The following is a 17,767-nucleotide window of genomic DNA, read 5'->3' on the forward strand; positions in this document are numbered from 1 at the left end:
CGCATGACTGCCCCGACCGACTACCGAGCCATCATCCGGCGACTACTCGCGATCTGGGACACAGAGACGAACCGCACGACGGTCGAGCTCCGGACGGACATCGACTTCCAGGTCACAGTCCTTGTGCGCGGCCTCACCGCGCATGCTGCTGACTGCGCCCGCGGCGTGCTGACGCTCTACGATGCGAGCCAACCGGTCGCGGCCGTCCCGGTGATCAGGTCGCTGATGGAGGACGCGGTCACAGCGGGATGGGTCCTCGTCGTGCCGGATGGCTGGAAGGCCGTCGTCAGCGAGGGAAGTCGTACACGAGCTGCCGTGCTCCGAGACGCGATGGCGGCGAACGCCTCGTGGGCTGATGCAGCGTCGGAGGCCCGTCGCCAGGAGTACGCCGAGCAAGTCAAGGCCCTGGGCGCAGCGCCGCCCAGCTACAAGGTGTTCGAGCAACGCCTCCGCGCGCTCGAGGGGACCGACGACATGTACATGGTTTATCGATACCTCAGCGGTCTTAGCCACGCGAGCTCAGAAACGGTCGACCTCTACACGGCCCCCGACCCCGGGTCGCCGCTACAGGTCAGGTACCGGCGACAAGCCTCACACAGCATGGCTGCGAACCTGTTGGTGTCTGCCGCAAGCTCACTCCTCCACGCTCTGATCGCGTGGGATATGACCCAGGTGGGCCGCCCACACCAGGCCGAGCTCGATGCGATCGCGAGCGAGCTCGGCGTGACCAACGAGTGGCGCGCGAAGGCGTCGAGCTAAGACGTTTCGGCGTTGGCACACCTGCTCTGGTCATCACCAGTTCACGTTGTGTCGACGCTGCCGCCAGCTCACCCCGCACGCCCGCGGCGGCGCGTCGAGCGTCATGGAGGGCGATGTCGCCATGCTCCGCACCGGCTCCGTCACCGCCAGCGACCTGCTCCACGTCACCGCAGCACTCCGCGAGCTCCGCCCCGCCATCGGCCCCGCCGACGAGCAGCCCTCCGGCCCCTTCGACGCCAGCCAACAGGCACACCGCAGCCTCCCTGCCTGGGGAGCCCCCCAGAGGCAACCGCCGCCGGCGGCCGCGACCCGTCACACACCGGCTATCTCTGCCTCCTCGCCGCAGCCGTGTCTGGCTGGACCCTCGCCGACGTCGCCCATGCCGCACGAGCCGCGCCCGGCATGGGGCACTACCGCACCCGCAACTCCCCCGCAGGCGGCCGCGAACCCCGCACGCAGGCGAACACCGCTGCCCGCCTGGCGCGCCAGTTCGCCAAGGCGCAAGACCGCGCCACCCGGTACCGATACGCTCCGCAGGAACGAGCACAGCGCGACCTGACGGAGCTACGCAGCATCATCGCCTCCACCGAAGCGATGCTCACCGCGTTCCGCGTCTCTCCCGGCCGCTGGGCGCACGCCGAGGCCGACCTGCACGACAGCACCGTCCTCGCCGCGATCGCCTGGCTCTCGCTCCGCTCCGGCCAGCGCGATGTCGCCGCACCGCTGCGCTCTGTCGCCGCCATCACCGGCACGAACGCCATCAGCGTTATCCGCACCACCGAGGCGGCGCAGCCGCTCCTGCGGTCCTCGGCCGCGCCGATCGTCGTGAACATCTCGAGCGCGCTCGGTTCGTTCGCCGCCAACCACGACCCGGAGAAGCCGGCGTCGCAGTACCAGGCGATCGTCTACGGCGCGAGCAAGGCGGCAGTGTTCATGCTGACCGTGCAGTACGCCCGTGCCGTGCCGGAGGTCCACTTCGTCGCGGTCGAGCCCGGGTACACCGCGACCGAGTTCGGGGGTGTGCCGAACCCGCACGGCCGACCGGTCGAGGTCAGCGCGGCGACGGTCGCCGCGGCCGCATCCGCGGGCCCCGACGGTCCGACGGGTGTCTTCCTGGAGGACGGTGCGCCGCTCGGATGGTGACCATCCGACGAACGGGAGGCGCGGTTCGGCCCCGCACCGCGCCTCCCGGCCCGCAGGTCCCTACGATGAGGACGTGGCTGACGCGACCGAACCGACCGTCCTGCTGACCGCCTTCGAACCGTTCGGCGGCGACGCCGTGAACCCCTCGTGGGACGCCGCGCAGCGGCTGGCGGCCACCTGGGACGGACCGGCGACCCTCGTCGTCGAGCGGCTGCCGGTGGTCTTCGCCGAGGAACGGTCGCGGCTCGCGGCGGTGCTCGCGAAGCACCGGCCCGACGTCGTGATCGCGACGGGGCTCGCTGCCGGCCGGGCCGCGGTGACACCGGAGCGCGTCGCGATCAACGTCATGGACGCCCGGATCCCGGACAACGCGGGCGCGCAGCCGGTGGACGAACCGATCGACCCGGTCGGAGCGCCGGCGGCGTTCAGCGGGCTGCCCATTAAGCGGATCGTCCGCGACGTCCGGGCGGCCGGGGTCCCCGCTGCGGTGTCCAACACCGCGGGGACGTTCACCTGCAACCAGGTCTTCTACGAGCTCATGTCGTTCGCCGACCGCGACGGGTTCCGCGCCGGTTTCGTGCACGTCCCGGCGACCCCGGACATCGCCGGTGGCGGCCCCTCGCTCGGGCTCGACGAGATCGTCACCGCGCTCGACGCCGTCGTCCGCGCATCGCTGGACCCGGCGCCGGACATCGTCGCCGAGGGCGGCGCGGAGTCCTGAGCCGCGCCGCCCTCGCCCGTCAGACGAACTGGCGGAAGTTCGTCGACGCGAGGTCGAGCAGCTCGTCGCCGCGACCGGACAGCACGGTGCGGATCGCGTAGAGCGTGAAGCCCTTCGCCTGCTCGAGGGTCACCGCCGGCGGCATCGACAGCTCCTGGCGGTCGGCCTTGACGGACACGAGCGCGGGGCCGTCGTGCGCGAGGGCCGCCGCGAGTGCGTCCTCGAGCTGGTCGGACTCGTCGACGCGGAAGCCCCGGATGCCGATCGCCTCGGCGACCTTCGCGAAGTCCGGGTTCTGCAGCTCGGTGCCGTAGGTGACGAACCCGGCCGCCTTCATCTCGAGCTCGACGAAGTTCAGCGACGAGTTGTCGAACACGACGATCTTCACGGGCAGCTTGTTCTGCACGATCGTGATGAGCTCGCCGAGCAGCATCGCGAGGCCGCCGTCGCCGGCCATCGCGACGACCTGCCGGTCCGGGAACGCGGCCTGCGCACCGATCGCCTGCGGGACGGCGTTCGCCATCGTGCCGTGCACGAACGAGCCGATCAGGCGGCGGCGGCCGTTCAGCGTGAGGTACCGCGACGCCCACACGACGGGGGAGCCGACGTCGGGGATGAACACGGCGTCGTCCGACGCGAGCCGGTCGAGCACCCGCGTGACGTACTGCGGGTGGAGCGGCTTGTGCTTGCCGGCGGGCACGGCCAGGTCGTCGAGCTTGGCGCGGGTCTTGGCGTAGTGCTTGCGGGCGTCCTCGAGGTGCTTGGCGGGTTTCGAGCCGTCGAGCATCGGGATGAGGGCGAGGGCGGTGTCCTTGACGGTGCCGACCAGGCCGATGTCGACCGGGTGCCGCTTGCCGAGCTGTTCGCCGCGGACGTCGACCTGCACGTGCTTCGCCTTCGCGGGGAAGAACTGCTGGTACGGGAAGTCGGTGCCGAGCATCAGGACGACGTCGGCGTCCTCCATCGCGCGGTAGCCGGAGGCGAAGCCGAGCAGTCCGGTCATGCCGACGTCGTAGGGGTTGTCCCACTCGATGTGCTCCTTGCCGCGCAGGGCGTGCACGATCGGCGCCTGCAGGCGTTCGGCGAGTGCGAGGACCTCGTCGTGGGCGCCCGCGACACCGGCGCCGGCGAGGATGGTGACCCGGTCGGCGCCGTTGAGCAGCTGCGCGGTGCGCTCGAGCTCGGCCTGCGCGGGGATGATCCGCGGCGTGGCGCGCTCGATGGTGGTGACCCGGGGTGCGACGGCCTCGGCGAGGAGCACGTCACCGGGGATGACGAGCACGGCGACACCGCGCTGCTCGACGGCGGCGCGCATCGCGATCTCGAGCAGGCGCGGCATCTGGGACGGGTCGGCGACGTACTCGACGTAGACCGAGCACTCGCGGAACAGCTCCTGTGGGTGGGTCTCCTGGAAGTAGCCGGACCCGATCTCCGCCGTGGGGATGTGCGCAGCGATCGCGAGGACGGGGACGCGGGAGCGGTTCGCGTCGTAGAGGCCGTTGATGAGGTGCAGGTTGCCGGGGCCGCAGCTGCCGGCGCAGACGGCGAGTTCCCCGGTGAGCTCGGCCTCGGCGGAGGCGGCGAACGCGGCCGCTTCCTCGTGGCGGACGTGCTCCCACCGGATCGTCCCGTCCTTCCGGAGCGCGTCCGTGAAGCCGTTGAGGGAGTCCCCGGGGAGACCGTAGACCCGCTGGACGTCGTTCTGACGGAGGGTGGCGACGATGTTCTCGGCAACGGTTGTCATGCCCTCGTGTCTAGTCCCGGCGGCTGATCCCTTGCCGTTCGCTGAGCGATCTCTGATCGTCCTGCACCGGACTCCGGGGCCGACGGGGCGCCGCACCTGCGACGATGGGCGGATGTCCGACCACGACCTCCGCCCCCGCCGACGAGTGTCCGACGCGTCCGGGATCCTCGACCGGAGCCGCTACCCGCTCGCGTCGGTGGCGATCGCCGTCGTCGCGGTCGTCCTGATCACGATCGTCGGGTTCACGCTCGGCACGGTCGACCTCGGGCTCTCGAAGGCGCTGAACGGCCTGCACACCGGGGCCCTCGGGGCGTTCGCGACCGCGGTCTACCACGTCATCAGCCCCGGCCCGGCGATCGGGATCACCGTCGTGGTGGTCGCGGTGATCTGGTGGCGGACCCGCGACCTGCGTCCGGCACTGGCGTTCGGCGGCACGATCGCGATCACGTGGGTGCCGTCCGCCGTCGTGAAGGAGATCGTGCACCGGGCCCGGCCGGACGTCGCCGTGCTGCCGCACCCGTTCCCCGTGCAGCCGGACCCGGGCTACCCGAGCGGGCACACGGTCTACATCACCGCGTTCGTGATCGCCCTCGTCTGGCTCCTCCGCGACACCCGGTGGCACCGCCTCGTGCTGGGCCTCGGGACCGTGGCGATCGTCGTCGTGTTCTTCGCGGTGTCGATCGACGCCGTGCACTACCCGACGGACGCGGCGGCGTCGATCCTCTGGGCGCTCGCCGTCGCTCCGGGCGTGCGGGTGGTGTGGGTCGACTGGCTGATGCCGAAGATCCCGTTCCTGCGGTCGCGGGGTCCTGCGGCGCAGCGCGAGGTCACGCGCTGAGCGACACCTCACGGGCCGACTGCCGCGTGAACTGTCGCTGAGCGCGAAACCCCGCGCCGGGCCCGCGCCGAGCCCGCGCGCGCCGAGCCCCGCGCGCGCCCGACCCCGCGCGCGACCCTAGGCGCCGACGCCGCGCCGACCGCGCGCCGCCACGAGCGCCACCACGGCGACCACCGCGGCCGCGAGCATCACGACCGCGAGCGGCGCCGCCGTCCCCTCGCCGCCGATGCTCACGAGCGGCGACACGAGCGCGGCGAGCCCGAACTGCAGGGCACCGAGCACGGCCGAGGCGCTCCCGGCAGCCTGCGGCACCGCCCCGAGCGCGAGTGCGGTCGCGTTGCCGAGCACGAGCCCGAGCGACCCCACGGCGGTGAAGAGCGGTACGGCGAGCCAGAACACCGGTGCCGCCGTGACGACCAGCAGGGCGAACCCGACGGTCGAGGCCAGCACGAGTGCGATCCCGAGCGTGAGCACCCCGGTGACCGACCGGGTCGCCGTGAGCTTCGCGGACAGGATGCTGACGCCCATCAGCGCGAGGGCGTTGCAGCCGAAGGCGATCCCGTAGCCCACCGTGCCGAGCCCGAGCATGTCCTGGTACAGGAACGGCGACGCCGAGATGTACGCCATCATCACCGCGAACGCGAAGCCGAACACCGCGGTGTACCCGACGAACGTCCGGGAGCGGAGCGCCCGGACCGGCGAACCCGTCGCGCCGGAGGCCCGTCGTTCGGCGCGCAGGGCGTCACGGCGCGACCGCAGGTGGGTCTCGCGGACCACGGCGAGCACCGCCACGAGCATGAGCACCGACAGCCCGAGCACGATGCCGAGCAGTCCGCGCCAGCCGATCGGCCCGGTCAGCAGTCCGCCGAGCAGCGGTGCGACGACCGGGGCGACCCCGCCGACGATCATGATGAGGGAGAACGCCCGCGCCGCCGGCTTGCCCGTCGCGAGGTCGGAGATCACCGCGCGCCCGATCACCATGCCGGCCGCGCCGCCGAGGCCCTGCAGCAGCCGGGCGACGACGAGCACGCCGACGGTCGGCGCGAGGACGGCCGCGGCGCTCGCGGCGACGCACAGCGCGGCGCCGGCGAGGAGCGGCGGCACGCGGCCGAACCGGTCGGACAGCGGCCCGAAGACGAGCTGTCCTGCGGTCACACCGACGAGGAACGCGGTCAACGTGAGCTGCACGGTCGTCGCCGATGCCTGCAGGTCGGTGGTCATCTGCGGGAAGGCCGGCAGGTAGAGGTCGGTCGCGAAGGGAGCAACCGCGCTCAGCAGGCCGAGCACGAGCAGCAGGCCGGTGGTGATGCCCTGCTGTCGGGTCGTGGGCGTCGCGGCGTGCGCGCGGATGGAGCCGGTGTCCGTCGTCATGATTATGAAATCATAACTCATTGTCGACGTCGGTAGGGTGACGCCATGGGATCCGCGCCGTCCGACGACCTCCTCGCCGAGCTCGCCGACGTCGTGCTCCGCATCTCGCGCGAGATCGACCCGAACGGCGCCCGGTCGCTCGACATCGTGCCGCTGACCGGCACCGAGGCGCTCGTGATGCGGTGGATCGACCGGAACCCCGGCTCGACCCCGAGTGCGGTGGCCGAGGCGACGGCCCTCAAGCGCAGCAACCTCAGCGTGGCGGTCGGGTCGCTCGTCGCGAAGGGGATGGTCGAGCGTCGGCCCGACCCGGACGACGCCCGGACCGTGCAGCTGTACTCGACCGAGCTCGCCGCGGGCAGCATCGAACGGCTGCACGCGCACTGGGCCGGCATGCTCCGGCAGGCGCTCGGGGGCGACGACGAGGGTGTGGCGACGACGTTCGCCACGCTCACGCGCATCGACGGCCACCTGCGCGACGCGACGCGCTGACCGCGACGCGACCGGCTGTCGGACGGGAGGCGCGGGTCGGCCCCGCCCCGCGCCTCCCGTCCGTCAGGCGGTGCGGTCCGGCACCTCGTCCGCGATCGGCAGCAGTCGCCGGGCGCCGTGCCCCTCGGCACCGAGCTGGTCGCCCGGGTTCATCACGAGGCAGGCGTTCAGCGACACGCAGCCGCAGCCGATGCACTGCGTCATCTCCTCCTGCAGCCGCTCCAGCTCGAGCTGCCGGGCGCGGAGTCGTGCGCGCCACCGCTCGTTCAACCGGTTCCAGTCGCGCAGTGACGGCATCCGGTCGGACGGCAGCGTCTCGAACTGCTCGGCGACCTCGCTGAGCGGGATCCCGAGCCGTTTCGCGACCTGGATGATCGCGATGCGCCGCTCGACGTGCCGGGGGTAGAGGCGGGTGCCGCCGGCCGTGCGCTCCGGGTGGATGAGGCCCTTGCGCTCGTAGAAGTGCAGGGCCGACGCCGCGACCCCGGTCCTCGCGACGACCTCGCCGATCGTGAGGAGGTCGGTCGGGCTCGGGCGCGGGATCTCCACCATGGTCGAGATCCTAGGTCGGCACCGGAGCCCCCATCGACATAGCGGTTGACATGCAATCTGATGTGCAATATGTTGAACACCACGAGCCGCGAGGGGCGGCTCCCGACCCGGAAAGGTCCACCATGACCACGATCCTGCAGCCCCGCACCGCCCGCACCACGACCGCCCGAGCGGCCCGTCCCGACGCCGCGAGCACGACGCTCGCCCTCGACGGCGTCCTCGGTCGGCTCGAGCGCACCGCCGCCCGCCTCCCGTACGCACTGGCGGTGCCGGTGATCCTCGTGCACGCGGCACTCAGCACGCTCGCCTACCGCTGAGCGGAGCCGTCAGGGGGTGAGGACGCGCCCGCGCAGGCGCTCCCGGCTGAGCCCCGGCAGCGCGATGCCCGTGTCCTGTTCCAGCACGTGCGTCCCCGGCGGCACGATCCGGTCGATCGCGTCGAGGACATCGTCGTCGAGCACCACCTCGGCCGCCTGCGCGTAGGCGTCGACGTGCGAGATCGTGCGCGGCCCGACGACCACCGACGACACGTCCGGATGGGTCAGCGCGAACCCCACCGCGAGCTCGAGCAGCGTCAGACCGGACTCGTCGGCGAGGCGCCCGAGCCGATCGGCGACCTCGAGCTTCCGACGGTTCGCCGGGGCGCCGACGTCGTACGCGTGCGGTTGCTCGAGCGCGCGTGGCGACCGGGGCTGCGCGGTGCCGTCCCGGTACGCGCCGGCGAGCCAGCCGCCGGCGAGGGGTGCTGCCGCGAGCACACCGAGGCCGAACCGACGGGCCACCGGGAAGGCCGTGCGCTCCGCGGTGCGCGTGGTGATCGAGTACGGGGCGTGGGTCGCGCTCGCGCTCTTCCCGCCGGACCGGAGCCACTGTGCCTCGACGAGCTCCTCGGCGGGGAAGCCCGGGATCCCGAAGGCGCGGATCTTGCCCTGGGTGACGAGGTCCGCGAGCGCGTCGAGCGTCTCGTCGAGCGAGGTCGCCGGGTCCGGGTGCGCGGGCTGATACAGGTCGATGACGTCGGTGCCGAGGCGCTCGAGGCTGCGCTCGACCGCACGGAACATCCAGCGCCGGCCGTTGCCGTGGTGCGACGGGTCGTGGTCGACCGGGTCGCCGAACCGGACCGCCAGGAACACGTCGTCCCGTCGGTCCCCGAGCGCCGCGCCGAGGACGGTCTCGGCGAGCCCCGCGCCGTCCGCGTCGGACACGTCCACCGCGGTGACCCCGCGCCCGAGCGCCTCGTGGACGAGCCGGACGGCGTCGTCGACGTCACGCTCGGCGACGGACGACACGGCACGCGTCCCGAGGGTCAGCGCGCTGACCGGGGCTCCGGTCCGCCCCATGCGTCGCTGTTCCATGGCCGCCACGATAGGAGGACGCACCCCGCGACGGGCCCGGGTGACGAACCGTTACCGCTGGTACCCTGGGTCCGCTCCACCAACACGCAGTGTGTATCTACCGGCCGTCGGCTCCCCGGCGGACAACGGCGGCACCCGATGGGTCCGCCCCCGAAGCTCCCGGGCCGGGCCGAGAAGGCACACCTCCATGCTCCAGACCAGCTCCACCCCGTCCGCCCCCGCGACCACCGACGACCGGTCCCTCGTCGCACACGCCGGACGCTGGTACTTCCCCGTAGCGTTCGTCGCCCGGCTCCCGTTCGCGATGATGGTCGTCGGCGTGCTGACGCTCGTCGTCTCCGCCCGTGACTCGGTCGCCCTCGGCGGCGTGAACTCCGCCTCGGTCGGCATCGGCGCCGCGGTCTTCGGCCCGCTCGTCGGTGCCGCCGCGGACCGCTTCGGGCAGCGGAACGTGCTCGTCCCCGTCGGGCTCGTGAACGCCGTGCTGCTCGGGGTGTTCCCGTTCCTGGTGGACGGCACGGCGCCGGACGTCGCGGTGCTCGCGCTCGCGTTCTGCATCGGCGCCTCGGCACCGCAGGTCGCCCCGATGTCCCGGACCCGGCTCGTCGCGATCATCGGGCAGCGGATGGCGCCCGCACGTCGGAGCAAGGTCCTGAGCGGCACGATGGCCTACGAGTCCGCCGCCGACGAGACGGTGTTCATCATCGGGCCGTTCCTCGTCGGGATCCTCGCGAGCGCGATCGCCCCGTGGGTCGCCGTCGCCGGTGCCTCAGCGCTGACGTTCGTGTTCGTCACGGCGTTCGCGCTGCACCCGACCGGCAAGCTCGTGCTCGGCCGCCACGAGGAGCTCGAGCAGGCCCCGGCGCGCCAGCTCCTCCGCCCCCGACTCGTCGTCGTCGTGGTGGGGATCCTCGGTGTCGGCCTGTTCTTCGGCGCGACCCTCACCTCGCTCACCGCGTTCATGGAGACGCACGGCGAGCCGTCGCAGGCTGGGCTGCTCTACGGCCTGATGGGCATCGGCTCCGCGGGGCTCGCGCTCGGCTCGGCGGCGTTCCCGCGCGGCTTCGCCCTCGGGTGGCGCTGGCTCGTGTTCGGCGTCGTGCTGCTCGGCGGCGCGGTCTGGTTCTCGCAGGCCGGTTCCGTCGTCGCCGTGGGCGTCGTGCTCGCGGTGATGGGCATCGGCATCGGCCCGACCCTGGTCGCGCAGTACAGCCTCGGCTCCGACCGGTCGCCCGTCGGCCGCTCGGCGACCACCATGACGATCCTCGGCTCCGCGGTCATCGTGGGCCAGTCGGTCGCGTCGGCGATCACGGGCGACGTCGCCGAACAGCACGGAGCCGGTGCCGCGATGCTGTTCCCTGCCGCGTCCGCGGCGATCGTCGTGCTCGCCGCGGTGGCGAACCTCGTGCTGTCGCGTCGCGCACACGCGTGACCGCCTGACGGTCCGGAGGGACGGTGCGGGCCCGCACCGCGCCTCCAGGCCGTCAGCTCGTCACGACTCGGTGTCGTCGACGAGCAGGTCCTCGTGGCGGTAGTCGTCCGCCCGCAGGCCGGCCCGCGCGATCATGTGCGTCGACACCGGCACGAGGAACAGCTGGAACACCATGATCGGCAGGACGACCCACAGCGCGGTCCACGTCCACACGGCGACCACGACCGCGGCGAGGGTGAACGCGAGCCCGAGCACCTGCGGCTTCGCCATGGCGTGCAGCCGGACGAGCGGGTCGGGGAACCGGACGATCCCGACCCCGGCGCCGAGCGAGAGCACCGACCCGACGAGGAGCAGGGCGAGCGCGATCCACGCGCGCACCCCGGCGCCGTCGATGAAGCCCTGGATGATGTCGATCACTGGGGACGCTCCTGGTCGTCGGCGTGCTCGGGCGTGGTCACGGTCAGGCCCTCGTCGGACGGGTCCGAGGACGGTGTGACCGCACGCGCGACGGCGATCGTGGCGAAGACGCTCGTCGCCGCGATGACGACGAGGACGGGGACGGCGGTCAGGTCCCGCCGGACCACCATCGCGGCGCCGATCACGACGAGGGCGGTCGTCAGCACCATGTCGGAGCCGATCATCCGGTCGAGGATCGTCGGACCCCGCACGATGCGGAGGACCGCGAGCACGAGGGTGGCACCGAGGAGCGCGAGCACCAGGGCGATCCCGATCCCCATGACGACGACTGCGGCGCTCATCGCGTGACCTCCGGCAGGGGTTCGGACAGTTCGGAGAGGTCCTGCTTCGACCCGAGGGCGCGGATGACGAGCGTCTCGATGCCGAGCGCCTCGCGGCGGGCCGCCTCGACCTGCTCGACGCGCTCGGTGTCCAGCACGTGCAGCAGCAGCCGCCGTCGGCGCAGGTCGACGTCGGCGACGTAGGAGCCGGGCACGAGCGAGATCGCGAGCGTCGCCAGGGTGAAGGTCATCTCGGACGTCGTGTGGAGCTGCACGAGCGTGATCGAGCTCCGGCGGACCCCGCGCGGGCGCAGCGCGACCCAGGCGACCCGGAACGAGGCGAGCACGACGAGGCCGGACCAGACGACGAGGAACCACGCCGCGTGCGGGATCGAGAACCGGGCGGACAGCGGCACCGGGGGCAGCGGGAGCAACTGCGTGACGAGGAGCGCGACGACGATCCCGCACAGCAGGGTGAGCGGCGTCCACGAGCCCCAGAGGAGCGCCCACAGCACGGTGAGCCCGGCGACGAGGGGGACGTCGTAGCGCCACGCGACGGCGATGCGCCGCGCGTTCGTGATGCGCCGGGTGCTGTTCGCGGTCACCGGTCACCCCCGAGCACGGCCTGCACGTAGCGGTCCGGGGACTCGAGCGACTCCGCCGCGCGGGTCGCGTAGCCGTACAGCGGACCGGCGACGACGGTGAGGGCGACGGAGCCGAGCACGGCCACGGTCGTGACCCCGACGAGCATGCGCGGCAACCGGACGTGGGTGGGCGCCTCGCCGACGCCGGCCTGCGTGGCCGTCGGTGCGGTCTCCGGACGGGAGGCGCGGCTCGCGTGCGGTGCGTCGGTGACCGTCACCGAGCCTCCCGGGTGGAAGGCCTTGCCCGTCTCCTCGGAGACGGTCAGGGGTGCCGGTTCCGGCGACCGCAGGTGGGCGTGCGGCTCCGCGACGCTCGCGTGCGGGGCCGCTGCCTCGGCCGCGGGCTTCGGCCGCCAGAAGGCGGCGTCCCAGACGCGCATGAGCGCGTACAGGGTCAGGAGGCTCGTCACGACACCGGCGGCGATGGTCGCGTACGCCAGCGGTGAGCCGTCGATCGCCGCGGCGCGGAAGAGTCCGAGCTTGCCGATGAAGCCGGAGAACGGCGGGATGCCACCGAGGTTGAACGCCGGCACGAGGTAGAGCGCGGCGAGCAGCGGCGCGGCCTTGAGCAGTCCGCCGAGCGATCTCGTCGAGGTCGTGCCGCCCACGCGCTCCATCAGGCCGGAGACCAGGAAGAGCGTCGTCTGCACCACGATGTGGTGGACCGTGTAGAAGACCGCGGCGGCCGTCCCCGCGACCGAGCCGAGGCCGACGCCCATGACCATGAACCCGATGTGGCTGATGAGCGTGAAGGACAGCAGTCGTTTCACGTCCGTCTGCGACACCGCACCGAGCACGCCGACCACCATCGTGAGGATCGCCACGATGAGCAGCACCGTGTTCAGCTGCGGTCTCGGGAAGATGATCGTCTCGAGCCGGATGATCGCGTAGATGCCGACCTTGGTCAGCAGGCCCGCGAACACCGCCGTCACCGGGGCCGGGGCGGTCGGGTAGGAGTCCGGCAGCCAGAACGCCAGCGGGAACACGGCCGCCTTGATGCCGAACCCGATGAGCAGCATCGTGTGGAGGAGCAGCTGCACGTGCTCCGGCAGCCCCGCCACCCGCTCGCTGATCTGGGCGATGTTGACGGTGCCCGTGGCGCCGTACACGAGCCCGATCGCCGCGAGGAAGATCGCCGACGCGATGAGGCTCGTCACGATGTACGTGGTGCCTGCTCGCACGCGCTGCTCGCTGCCGCCGAGGGTGATGAGCACGTAGCTCGCCACGAGCAGCATCTCGAACGCCACGTAGAGGTTGAAGAGGTCCCCGGCGATGAAGGAGTCGAGGACCCCGGCCGCGAGCACGAGGTAGGTCGGGTAGAAGATCGTGACCGGTGCCTCGCCGTCGTCGGCCGCGAGCCCCTGGCCGATCGAGAAGAGCAGGACGATCAGGAGCACGCTCGCGCTCACCGTGAGGAGCAGGGCGCTCAGCCGGTCGACGACGAGCGAGATGCCGTACGGCGCGTCCCAGCCGCCGACCTGCACCACGAACGTGCCGTGCTGGTCGACGAGCACCATGAGCGTCGCGGCGACGGCCAGGGCGACGACGAGCACCACGACGGTGATCGCGCGCTGGAGCTTCTGGTGGTTGAGGAGTCCGAGCGCGACCGCGGCACCGAGCAGCGGGACGAGGACGAGGAGCGGGACGAGCCAGGTCATCGGGTCGCCTCCTGTTCTGCGTCGGTGGTGGTCTCGGGGTCTTCGTCTGCCGGTTCGTCGCGTTCCCGGCCGATCGCGACGTCGGCCTCGTCGACCTCGACCTCGTCGGCGCGGGAGAGCTTCCACGAGCGGTGGATGAGCGCCAGCAGGAAGGCGCTCACCGCGAACGTGATGACGATGGCGGTCAGGGCGAACGCCTGGGGGAGCGGGTCGGTGATGCCCTCGGACGACTTGCCGATCGGCGGGTTCCCGGCGGCGCCGGACATCACGAGCAGCAGCAGGTTCAGGGCGTTGCCGAGCAGGAGGAACCCGAGCAGCATCCGGGTCAGCGAGCGCTCGAGGAGCAGGTACACCCCGCAGGAGAACAGCACCGCCATCGCGATGACGAGCACGAGGGTGACGGTCATGTGGCGCTCCCTTCCGGGGTGGGGGCTTCGGTGGCGTCCCGCACGGGCGTCGCGGACTCCTCGAGGCGCTGCCGGTCGACCTCGGCGCCGAGGCTGCGGAGGACGTCGAGCACGAGGCCGACGACGACGAGGTAGACGCCGATGTCGAAGAACGTCGCGGTGACGAACTCGACGTGGCCGAGCACGGGGACGGTGGCCTCGAAGAACTCGGAGTACAGGGCCTCCTTGCCGAAGAACATCGGTACGAGGGCGGTGATCGCGGCGGTCGCGACGCCGAGGCCGAGCAGGCGACCCGCGCGCACCGGGGCCGCGGCGCCGAGCTCGGCCGGGCCGCCGGCCAGGTACCGCGCCGCGAGGGCGATGCCCGCGACGAGCCCGCCGGCGAACCCGCCACCCGCCGCGTTGTGTCCGGCGAAGAGCAGGTAGACCGACAGCACGATCAGGCCGTGGAACAGCAGCCGCACCACGACGTCGAGCAGGGCCGAACGGCCGGTCGGGATGGCAGCGCTCGTCGGCAGCCAGGCGCGGGGTTCGCCGTCCGTGCGCTCCTCGCGGCCCGGGGCGAGCCGGGCCGGCAGGTCGCGGAGGCGGGGGAGGGTGTCCTCGCGGGAGTTCACGAAGATGAGGCTCGCGACACCCGTCGCGGCGGCGACCACGACCGTCAGCTCGCCGAGGGTGTCCCAGCCGCGCAGGTCGACCAGGGCGACGTTCACCACGTTCAGACCGTGCCCGAACGAGCTCGTCAGCGCCGGCAGGTCCGGCCAGAGCGGTCGGGCGGTGCGGGCCGACGCCGAGACGACCACGACGACCGCCAGCGTCAGGCCGGCCAGCCCGGCGAACAGCGCCCGCGCGATCCGGAACCGCGACGGGTTCGCCGTGTTGATCCGCGGGGGCAGCCGACGCAGGACGAGCACGAAGGCGATGAGGGTCACGGTCTCGACCACGAGCTGGGTCAGGGCGAGGTCGACGGCGCCGTGCAGGACGAACAGCACGGACATGCCGTAGCCGGTCACGCCGACGAGCACGGCGGCGGCGAAGCGGGTCTTGGCGGTCAGGACGGCGATCGCGGCGATCGACATGACGATCACGACCGGGATCTGGCCCCACGAGTCGGCGAACCGGACGTGGAACGCCCACGGGCCGCCGACCACCAGGTTGACGAGCGCCCCGGCGACGAACACCGACAGGATGACGGTCAGGTAGTAGGGGAGCGAACCGCGCTGGAGGCCGGCGGTGAGGCCGGTCGCCACGCGGTCGAGGCCGCGCATGAGGTGGCGGTAGGTGCCCGACGCGCTCGGCGACCCGGCGAGGCGGTGCTGCAGCGCCTCGACCGGTCGGCGCAGGGCGAACAGTGCGATGCCGCCGAGGAGCGTCACGCCGGACAGGCCGAGGGCCGGCTCGAGTCCGTGCCAGAGGGCGAGGTGCGGGACCTCGCCGTCGAGGGCCGCGGCGTGTGCGGCGGGCTCGATGCCGAGCGCGACGAGGGGCGTCGCCACCCCGAGCGCGAGGCCCGTGACGGCGAGCACCGACGGCACGACGCCGAGGCCGTGCAGCCCGTGCGGTTCGGTGTCGGGGACTCCAGGCTTCCGCCCGAAGGCGCCCCACAGGAACCGCAGCGAGTACGCCACGGTGAGCACCGAGCCGATCGTGACGCCGACGAGCGCGATCCACGCCCAGGCGGCGTCGGGGCCGTGCAGCGAGTCGATGAAGCCGGTGAGCACGGCCTCCTTCGCGACGAACCCGATCGTCGGCGGGATGCCGGCCATCGACAGCAGGGCGAGGACGGCGACGACGGTGGTCCAGGGCATCCGCCGGCCGAGCCCGCTCAGCTTCGCGAGGTCGCGGGTGCCCGTGACGTGGTCCACCGCGCCGACGACGAGGAACAGGGTGGACTTGAACGCGGCGTGCGCGACCAGCAGCGCCACGCCGCCGAGGGCGACCTCGGGAGCACCCCACCCGGCGGCGAGCACGAGGAACCCCAGCTGGGCGACCGTGCCGTAGGCGAGCAGGAGCTTGATGTCGGTCTGGCGGAGCGCCCGGTACCCGCCGATGAGCATCCCGAGCACGCCGAGCACCGTGATCGTCTCGCGCCAGCCGCCGAGCAGCGCGAAGGCGGGGGCGAGCCGGGCGACGAGGTAGATGCCGGCCTTGACCATCGCCGCGGCGTGCAGGTACGCGCTCACCGGGGTCGGTGCCGCCATCGCCGCCGGGAGCCAGAAGTGGAACGGCACGATGGCGGACTTCGTCAGCGCACCGAGCAGGACGAGCACGACGGACACCGAGACGATCGTCCCCGACGGCGGGTCGGCGACGATCCCGGAGAGCGACGTCGTGCCGGCGGTGACCGACAGCACCACCAGACCGGCGAGCATCGCCAGGCCCCCGGCGGTGGTGACGACGAGCGCCTGCATCGCCGCCGCGCGACTGGCGCGCTTCACCGAGTCGTGCCCGATCAGCAGGTAGGAGAAGACCGTCGTCGCCTCCCACAGGACGAACAGCACGATGACGTCGTCGGCGACCACGAGCCCGTACATCGACCCGGCGAAGGCGGTGAGGACCCCGGCGAACCGGCCGAGCCCCGGTTCGTCCGGGCTGAAGTACGAGGCGCAGTACACGAGGACGAGCGCTCCGACCACGCTCACCACGAGGGCGAGGACCCACGACAGGGCGTCCATCCGCAGGGCGATCGCGAGGTCGAGCTGCGGCACCCACCGGAACCGCTCGGTGACCCCGCCGTCGAGCGCCGGACCGGTCTGCGCCACGGTGAGGACCGCGGCCGCTGCCGGTGCGAGGGCCGCGACGTGGAACACACGGCGGCCGAGGACGGGGGTCAGGGCGGGGACGATCAGGGCGACGATCGCGAACGCGACGAGGACGATGACCATCGGGCACCTCCTCGGGGTCGGGCTGCAGTCCGGCTCACTGGGCCCTCACAGCCTACGGAGAGGGGGATGTGGAGTTCCTGAGTGGGCGGACAGGGAGGCCGATCGAGGATCAGGCTTCCAGCACCACTCTGCCCGTCTGCCCGCCGCCCTGTCCGGTCCGGTCTCCTCGGATCAGCGGCCGTATGCCCGCGCGGGCATCTGGGTCGCGAGCTTGCCGCCGGACACGTCCAGCAGCGTGCCCGTGACGTACCCGGCGGCGTCGCTCGCCACGAACACGAGCAGGTCGGCCACGTCGTCGGCGGTCTCCCACCGGCGCAGCGAGAGCGTGTCGAGGAGCCGGTCCTGCGCCGCGGTCGGCATCGTCTCGAAGCCGTTCATCGCCGTCGGCACCATGCCGGGCGCGTAGGCGTTCACGGTGATGCCCCACGGCCCGAGCTCCGACGCGAGCACCCGGGTGAACGCCACGACGGCCGACTTCGACGCCGCGTAGGCAGCGCTGCCGACGCTCGGCACGATCGCCGCGAAGGACGCCGCGTTGATGATCCGTCCGCGGCCGGCTCGCTGCATCACGGGCGCGACGGCCTGGCTCACCAGGAAGGTCCCGCCCACGTTCACGTCCATGCAGCGCCGCCAGTCGTCCCACCCGAGGTCCGCCACGGCGCCCTCGACGTTGATGCCGGCGTTGTTGACGAGGACGTCGATCGTCCCGTGGCGTCGGACGACCTCGTCCACCGCGCGGCGGACCGAGTCGGGGTCGGCGACGTTGCACACGATCCGGTCGACCGGCGGCGCACCGGCGGACCGGTCGGCCGCGGACACCCCGGCCCCGGCCGCGGACACCCCGGCCCCGGCACCCGCCCCGGCCGATGTCCCGGCGCCGGTCCCGCTCGCCTCCGGCCCGTCGAAGGCCAGGTCGAACGCGACGACCCGGCACCCCTCGGCGTGGAACCGGGCGGCGAGCACGGCACCGATGCCGCGGGCCGCTCCGGTCACGACGACCACGCGGTCGGTCAGGTCGAGGTGCATCGT

18 protein-coding genes are annotated in these 17,767 nt (G+C 72.5%); 7 read left to right on the forward strand and 11 right to left on the reverse strand.

From position 1 onward, the window contains the following. The first annotated feature begins 3 nt into the window (after positions 1-3). The 3 genes from ACIQUC_RS15775 (at position 4) to pcp (ending at position 2,623) form a co-directional block, all read left to right on the forward strand. Entirely contained in the window at positions 4-759 is a 756-nt protein-coding gene (locus ACIQUC_RS15775) for a DUF5677 domain-containing protein (RefSeq protein WP_402268815.1), read from the forward strand. A 348-nt stretch (positions 760-1,107) separates the two neighbouring features. Further along, the gene (locus tag ACIQUC_RS15780) at positions 1,108-1,902 is read left to right on the forward strand and encodes an SDR family NAD(P)-dependent oxidoreductase (RefSeq protein ID WP_402268818.1); all 795 of its coding nucleotides are present in this window, start codon (positions 1,108-1,110) and stop codon (positions 1,900-1,902) included. Positions 1,903-1,975: 73 nt separating this feature from the next. Next, entirely contained in the window at positions 1,976-2,623 is a 648-nt protein-coding gene (gene pcp / locus ACIQUC_RS15785; protein WP_402268821.1) for a pyroglutamyl-peptidase I, read from the forward strand. 19 nt (positions 2,624-2,642) lie between these two features. On the opposite strand, the gene poxB is transcribed toward pcp, so the two are convergent. Further along, positions 2,643-4,367 carry a ubiquinone-dependent pyruvate dehydrogenase gene (poxB, locus tag ACIQUC_RS15790; RefSeq protein WP_402268824.1) on the reverse strand — a complete coding sequence of 575 codons (1,725 nt, stop codon included), beginning with the start codon at positions 4,365-4,367 and terminating at the stop codon, positions 2,643-2,645. A 112-nt stretch (positions 4,368-4,479) separates the two neighbouring features. Between poxB and ACIQUC_RS15795 the strand changes: the two genes are divergently transcribed. Next, a complete protein-coding gene (locus ACIQUC_RS15795; protein ID WP_402268827.1) occupies positions 4,480-5,205 on the forward strand; it encodes a phosphatase PAP2 family protein in 726 nt (241 codons plus the stop codon). A 117-nt stretch (positions 5,206-5,322) separates the two neighbouring features. On the opposite strand, the gene ACIQUC_RS15800 is transcribed toward ACIQUC_RS15795, so the two are convergent. Beyond that, the gene (locus ACIQUC_RS15800; RefSeq protein ID WP_402268830.1) at positions 5,323-6,576 is read right to left on the reverse strand and encodes a multidrug effflux MFS transporter; all 1,254 of its coding nucleotides are present in this window, start codon (positions 6,574-6,576) and stop codon (positions 5,323-5,325) included. Between the two features lie 45 nt (positions 6,577-6,621). Here ACIQUC_RS15800 and ACIQUC_RS15805 point away from each other — a divergent pair, with 45 nt between their 5' ends. Further along, on the forward strand, positions 6,622-7,068 hold the full coding sequence (locus ACIQUC_RS15805) for a MarR family winged helix-turn-helix transcriptional regulator (protein WP_402268833.1): 447 nt from the start codon (positions 6,622-6,624) through the stop codon (positions 7,066-7,068). Positions 7,069-7,131: 63 nt separating this feature from the next. Here ACIQUC_RS15805 and soxR read toward each other — a convergent pair whose 3' ends face one another. Next, on the reverse strand, positions 7,132-7,620 hold the full coding sequence (gene soxR / locus ACIQUC_RS15810; protein ID WP_022907799.1) for a redox-sensitive transcriptional activator SoxR: 489 nt from the start codon (positions 7,618-7,620) through the stop codon (positions 7,132-7,134). A gap of 122 nt (positions 7,621-7,742) precedes the next feature. Between soxR and ACIQUC_RS15815 the strand changes: the two genes are divergently transcribed. Then, on the forward strand, positions 7,743-7,937 hold the full coding sequence (locus tag ACIQUC_RS15815; protein WP_402268837.1) for a hypothetical protein: 195 nt from the start codon (positions 7,743-7,745) through the stop codon (positions 7,935-7,937). A 9-nt stretch (positions 7,938-7,946) separates the two neighbouring features. Here the strand turns inward: ACIQUC_RS15815 and ACIQUC_RS15820 are convergent, their stop codons facing one another. Continuing rightward, positions 7,947-8,975, reverse strand: coding sequence for an aldo/keto reductase (locus tag ACIQUC_RS15820; protein ID WP_402268840.1), 1,029 nt, complete (start codon positions 8,973-8,975; stop codon positions 7,947-7,949). Between the two features lie 187 nt (positions 8,976-9,162). Here ACIQUC_RS15820 and ACIQUC_RS15825 point away from each other — a divergent pair, with 187 nt between their 5' ends. Next, the gene (locus tag ACIQUC_RS15825) at positions 9,163-10,407 is read left to right on the forward strand and encodes an MFS transporter (protein ID WP_402268843.1); all 1,245 of its coding nucleotides are present in this window, start codon (positions 9,163-9,165) and stop codon (positions 10,405-10,407) included. A gap of 60 nt (positions 10,408-10,467) precedes the next feature. On the opposite strand, the gene mnhG is transcribed toward ACIQUC_RS15825, so the two are convergent. From mnhG to ACIQUC_RS15860, 7 genes are all read right to left on the reverse strand, one after another. Beyond that, positions 10,468-10,824 (reverse strand): monovalent cation/H(+) antiporter subunit G, encoded by a 357-nt coding sequence (gene mnhG, locus ACIQUC_RS15830; RefSeq protein ID WP_022907803.1) that lies wholly within the window; start codon positions 10,822-10,824, stop codon positions 10,468-10,470. Then, positions 10,821-11,165: a sodium:proton antiporter gene (locus tag ACIQUC_RS15835; protein WP_402268846.1), complete on the reverse strand. Its 345-nt coding sequence runs from the start codon at positions 11,163-11,165 to the stop codon at positions 10,821-10,823. The genes mnhG and ACIQUC_RS15835 overlap by 4 nt, the downstream gene beginning before the upstream one ends. After that, positions 11,162-11,749 (reverse strand): Na+/H+ antiporter subunit E, encoded by a 588-nt coding sequence (locus tag ACIQUC_RS15840; protein ID WP_022907805.1) that lies wholly within the window; start codon positions 11,747-11,749, stop codon positions 11,162-11,164. The genes ACIQUC_RS15835 and ACIQUC_RS15840 overlap by 4 nt, the downstream gene beginning before the upstream one ends. Beyond that, positions 11,746-13,446, reverse strand: coding sequence for a Na+/H+ antiporter subunit D (locus ACIQUC_RS15845; protein WP_402268850.1), 1,701 nt, complete (start codon positions 13,444-13,446; stop codon positions 11,746-11,748). Before ACIQUC_RS15845 ends, ACIQUC_RS15840 begins: the two co-directional genes overlap by 4 nt. After that, on the reverse strand, positions 13,443-13,853 hold the full coding sequence (locus ACIQUC_RS15850) for a Na(+)/H(+) antiporter subunit C (protein WP_022907807.1): 411 nt from the start codon (positions 13,851-13,853) through the stop codon (positions 13,443-13,445). Before ACIQUC_RS15850 ends, ACIQUC_RS15845 begins: the two co-directional genes overlap by 4 nt. Next, the gene (locus tag ACIQUC_RS15855; protein WP_402268854.1) at positions 13,850-16,738 is read right to left on the reverse strand and encodes a Na+/H+ antiporter subunit A; all 2,889 of its coding nucleotides are present in this window, start codon (positions 16,736-16,738) and stop codon (positions 13,850-13,852) included. The genes ACIQUC_RS15850 and ACIQUC_RS15855 overlap by 4 nt, the downstream gene beginning before the upstream one ends. A gap of 171 nt (positions 16,739-16,909) precedes the next feature. Further along, positions 16,910-17,764, reverse strand: a complete 855-nt coding sequence (locus ACIQUC_RS15860) for an SDR family NAD(P)-dependent oxidoreductase (protein WP_402268857.1) — start codon at positions 17,762-17,764, stop codon at positions 16,910-16,912. Between the last annotated feature and the right edge of the window lie 3 nt (positions 17,765-17,767).

It is taken from the genome of Curtobacterium sp. NPDC098951 (assembly GCF_044759965.1).
GTDB lineage: Bacteria > Actinomycetota > Actinomycetes > Actinomycetales > Microbacteriaceae > Curtobacterium.

Bases quoted from the DNA above. Each gene is read 5' to 3' on its own strand.
- ACIQUC_RS15775 (WP_402268815.1), top strand. From the start codon at position 4: ATGACTGCCCCGACCGACTACCGAGCCATCATCCGGCGACTACTCGCG.
- ACIQUC_RS15820 (WP_402268840.1), bottom strand. From the start codon at position 8,975: ATGGAACAGCGACGCATGGGGCGGACCGGAGCCCCGGTCAGCGCGCTG.
- ACIQUC_RS15815 (WP_402268837.1), top strand. From the start codon at position 7,743: ATGACCACGATCCTGCAGCCCCGCACCGCCCGCACCACGACCGCCCGA.
- poxB (WP_402268824.1), bottom strand. From the start codon at position 4,367: ATGACAACCGTTGCCGAGAACATCGTCGCCACCCTCCGTCAGAACGAC.
- ACIQUC_RS15805 (WP_402268833.1), top strand. From the start codon at position 6,622: ATGGGATCCGCGCCGTCCGACGACCTCCTCGCCGAGCTCGCCGACGTC.
- ACIQUC_RS15855 (WP_402268854.1), bottom strand. From the start codon at position 16,738: ATGGTCATCGTCCTCGTCGCGTTCGCGATCGTCGCCCTGATCGTCCCC.
- ACIQUC_RS15860 (WP_402268857.1), bottom strand. From the start codon at position 17,764: ATGCACCTCGACCTGACCGACCGCGTGGTCGTCGTGACCGGAGCGGCC.
- ACIQUC_RS15835 (WP_402268846.1), bottom strand. From the start codon at position 11,165: ATGAGCGCCGCAGTCGTCGTCATGGGGATCGGGATCGCCCTGGTGCTC.
- ACIQUC_RS15845 (WP_402268850.1), bottom strand. From the start codon at position 13,446: ATGACCTGGCTCGTCCCGCTCCTCGTCCTCGTCCCGCTGCTCGGTGCC.
- ACIQUC_RS15825 (WP_402268843.1), top strand. From the start codon at position 9,163: ATGCTCCAGACCAGCTCCACCCCGTCCGCCCCCGCGACCACCGACGAC.
- ACIQUC_RS15850 (WP_022907807.1), bottom strand. From the start codon at position 13,853: ATGACCGTCACCCTCGTGCTCGTCATCGCGATGGCGGTGCTGTTCTCC.
- ACIQUC_RS15795 (WP_402268827.1), top strand. From the start codon at position 4,480: ATGTCCGACCACGACCTCCGCCCCCGCCGACGAGTGTCCGACGCGTCC.
- soxR (WP_022907799.1), bottom strand. From the start codon at position 7,620: ATGGTGGAGATCCCGCGCCCGAGCCCGACCGACCTCCTCACGATCGGC.
- ACIQUC_RS15800 (WP_402268830.1), bottom strand. From the start codon at position 6,576: ATGACGACGGACACCGGCTCCATCCGCGCGCACGCCGCGACGCCCACG.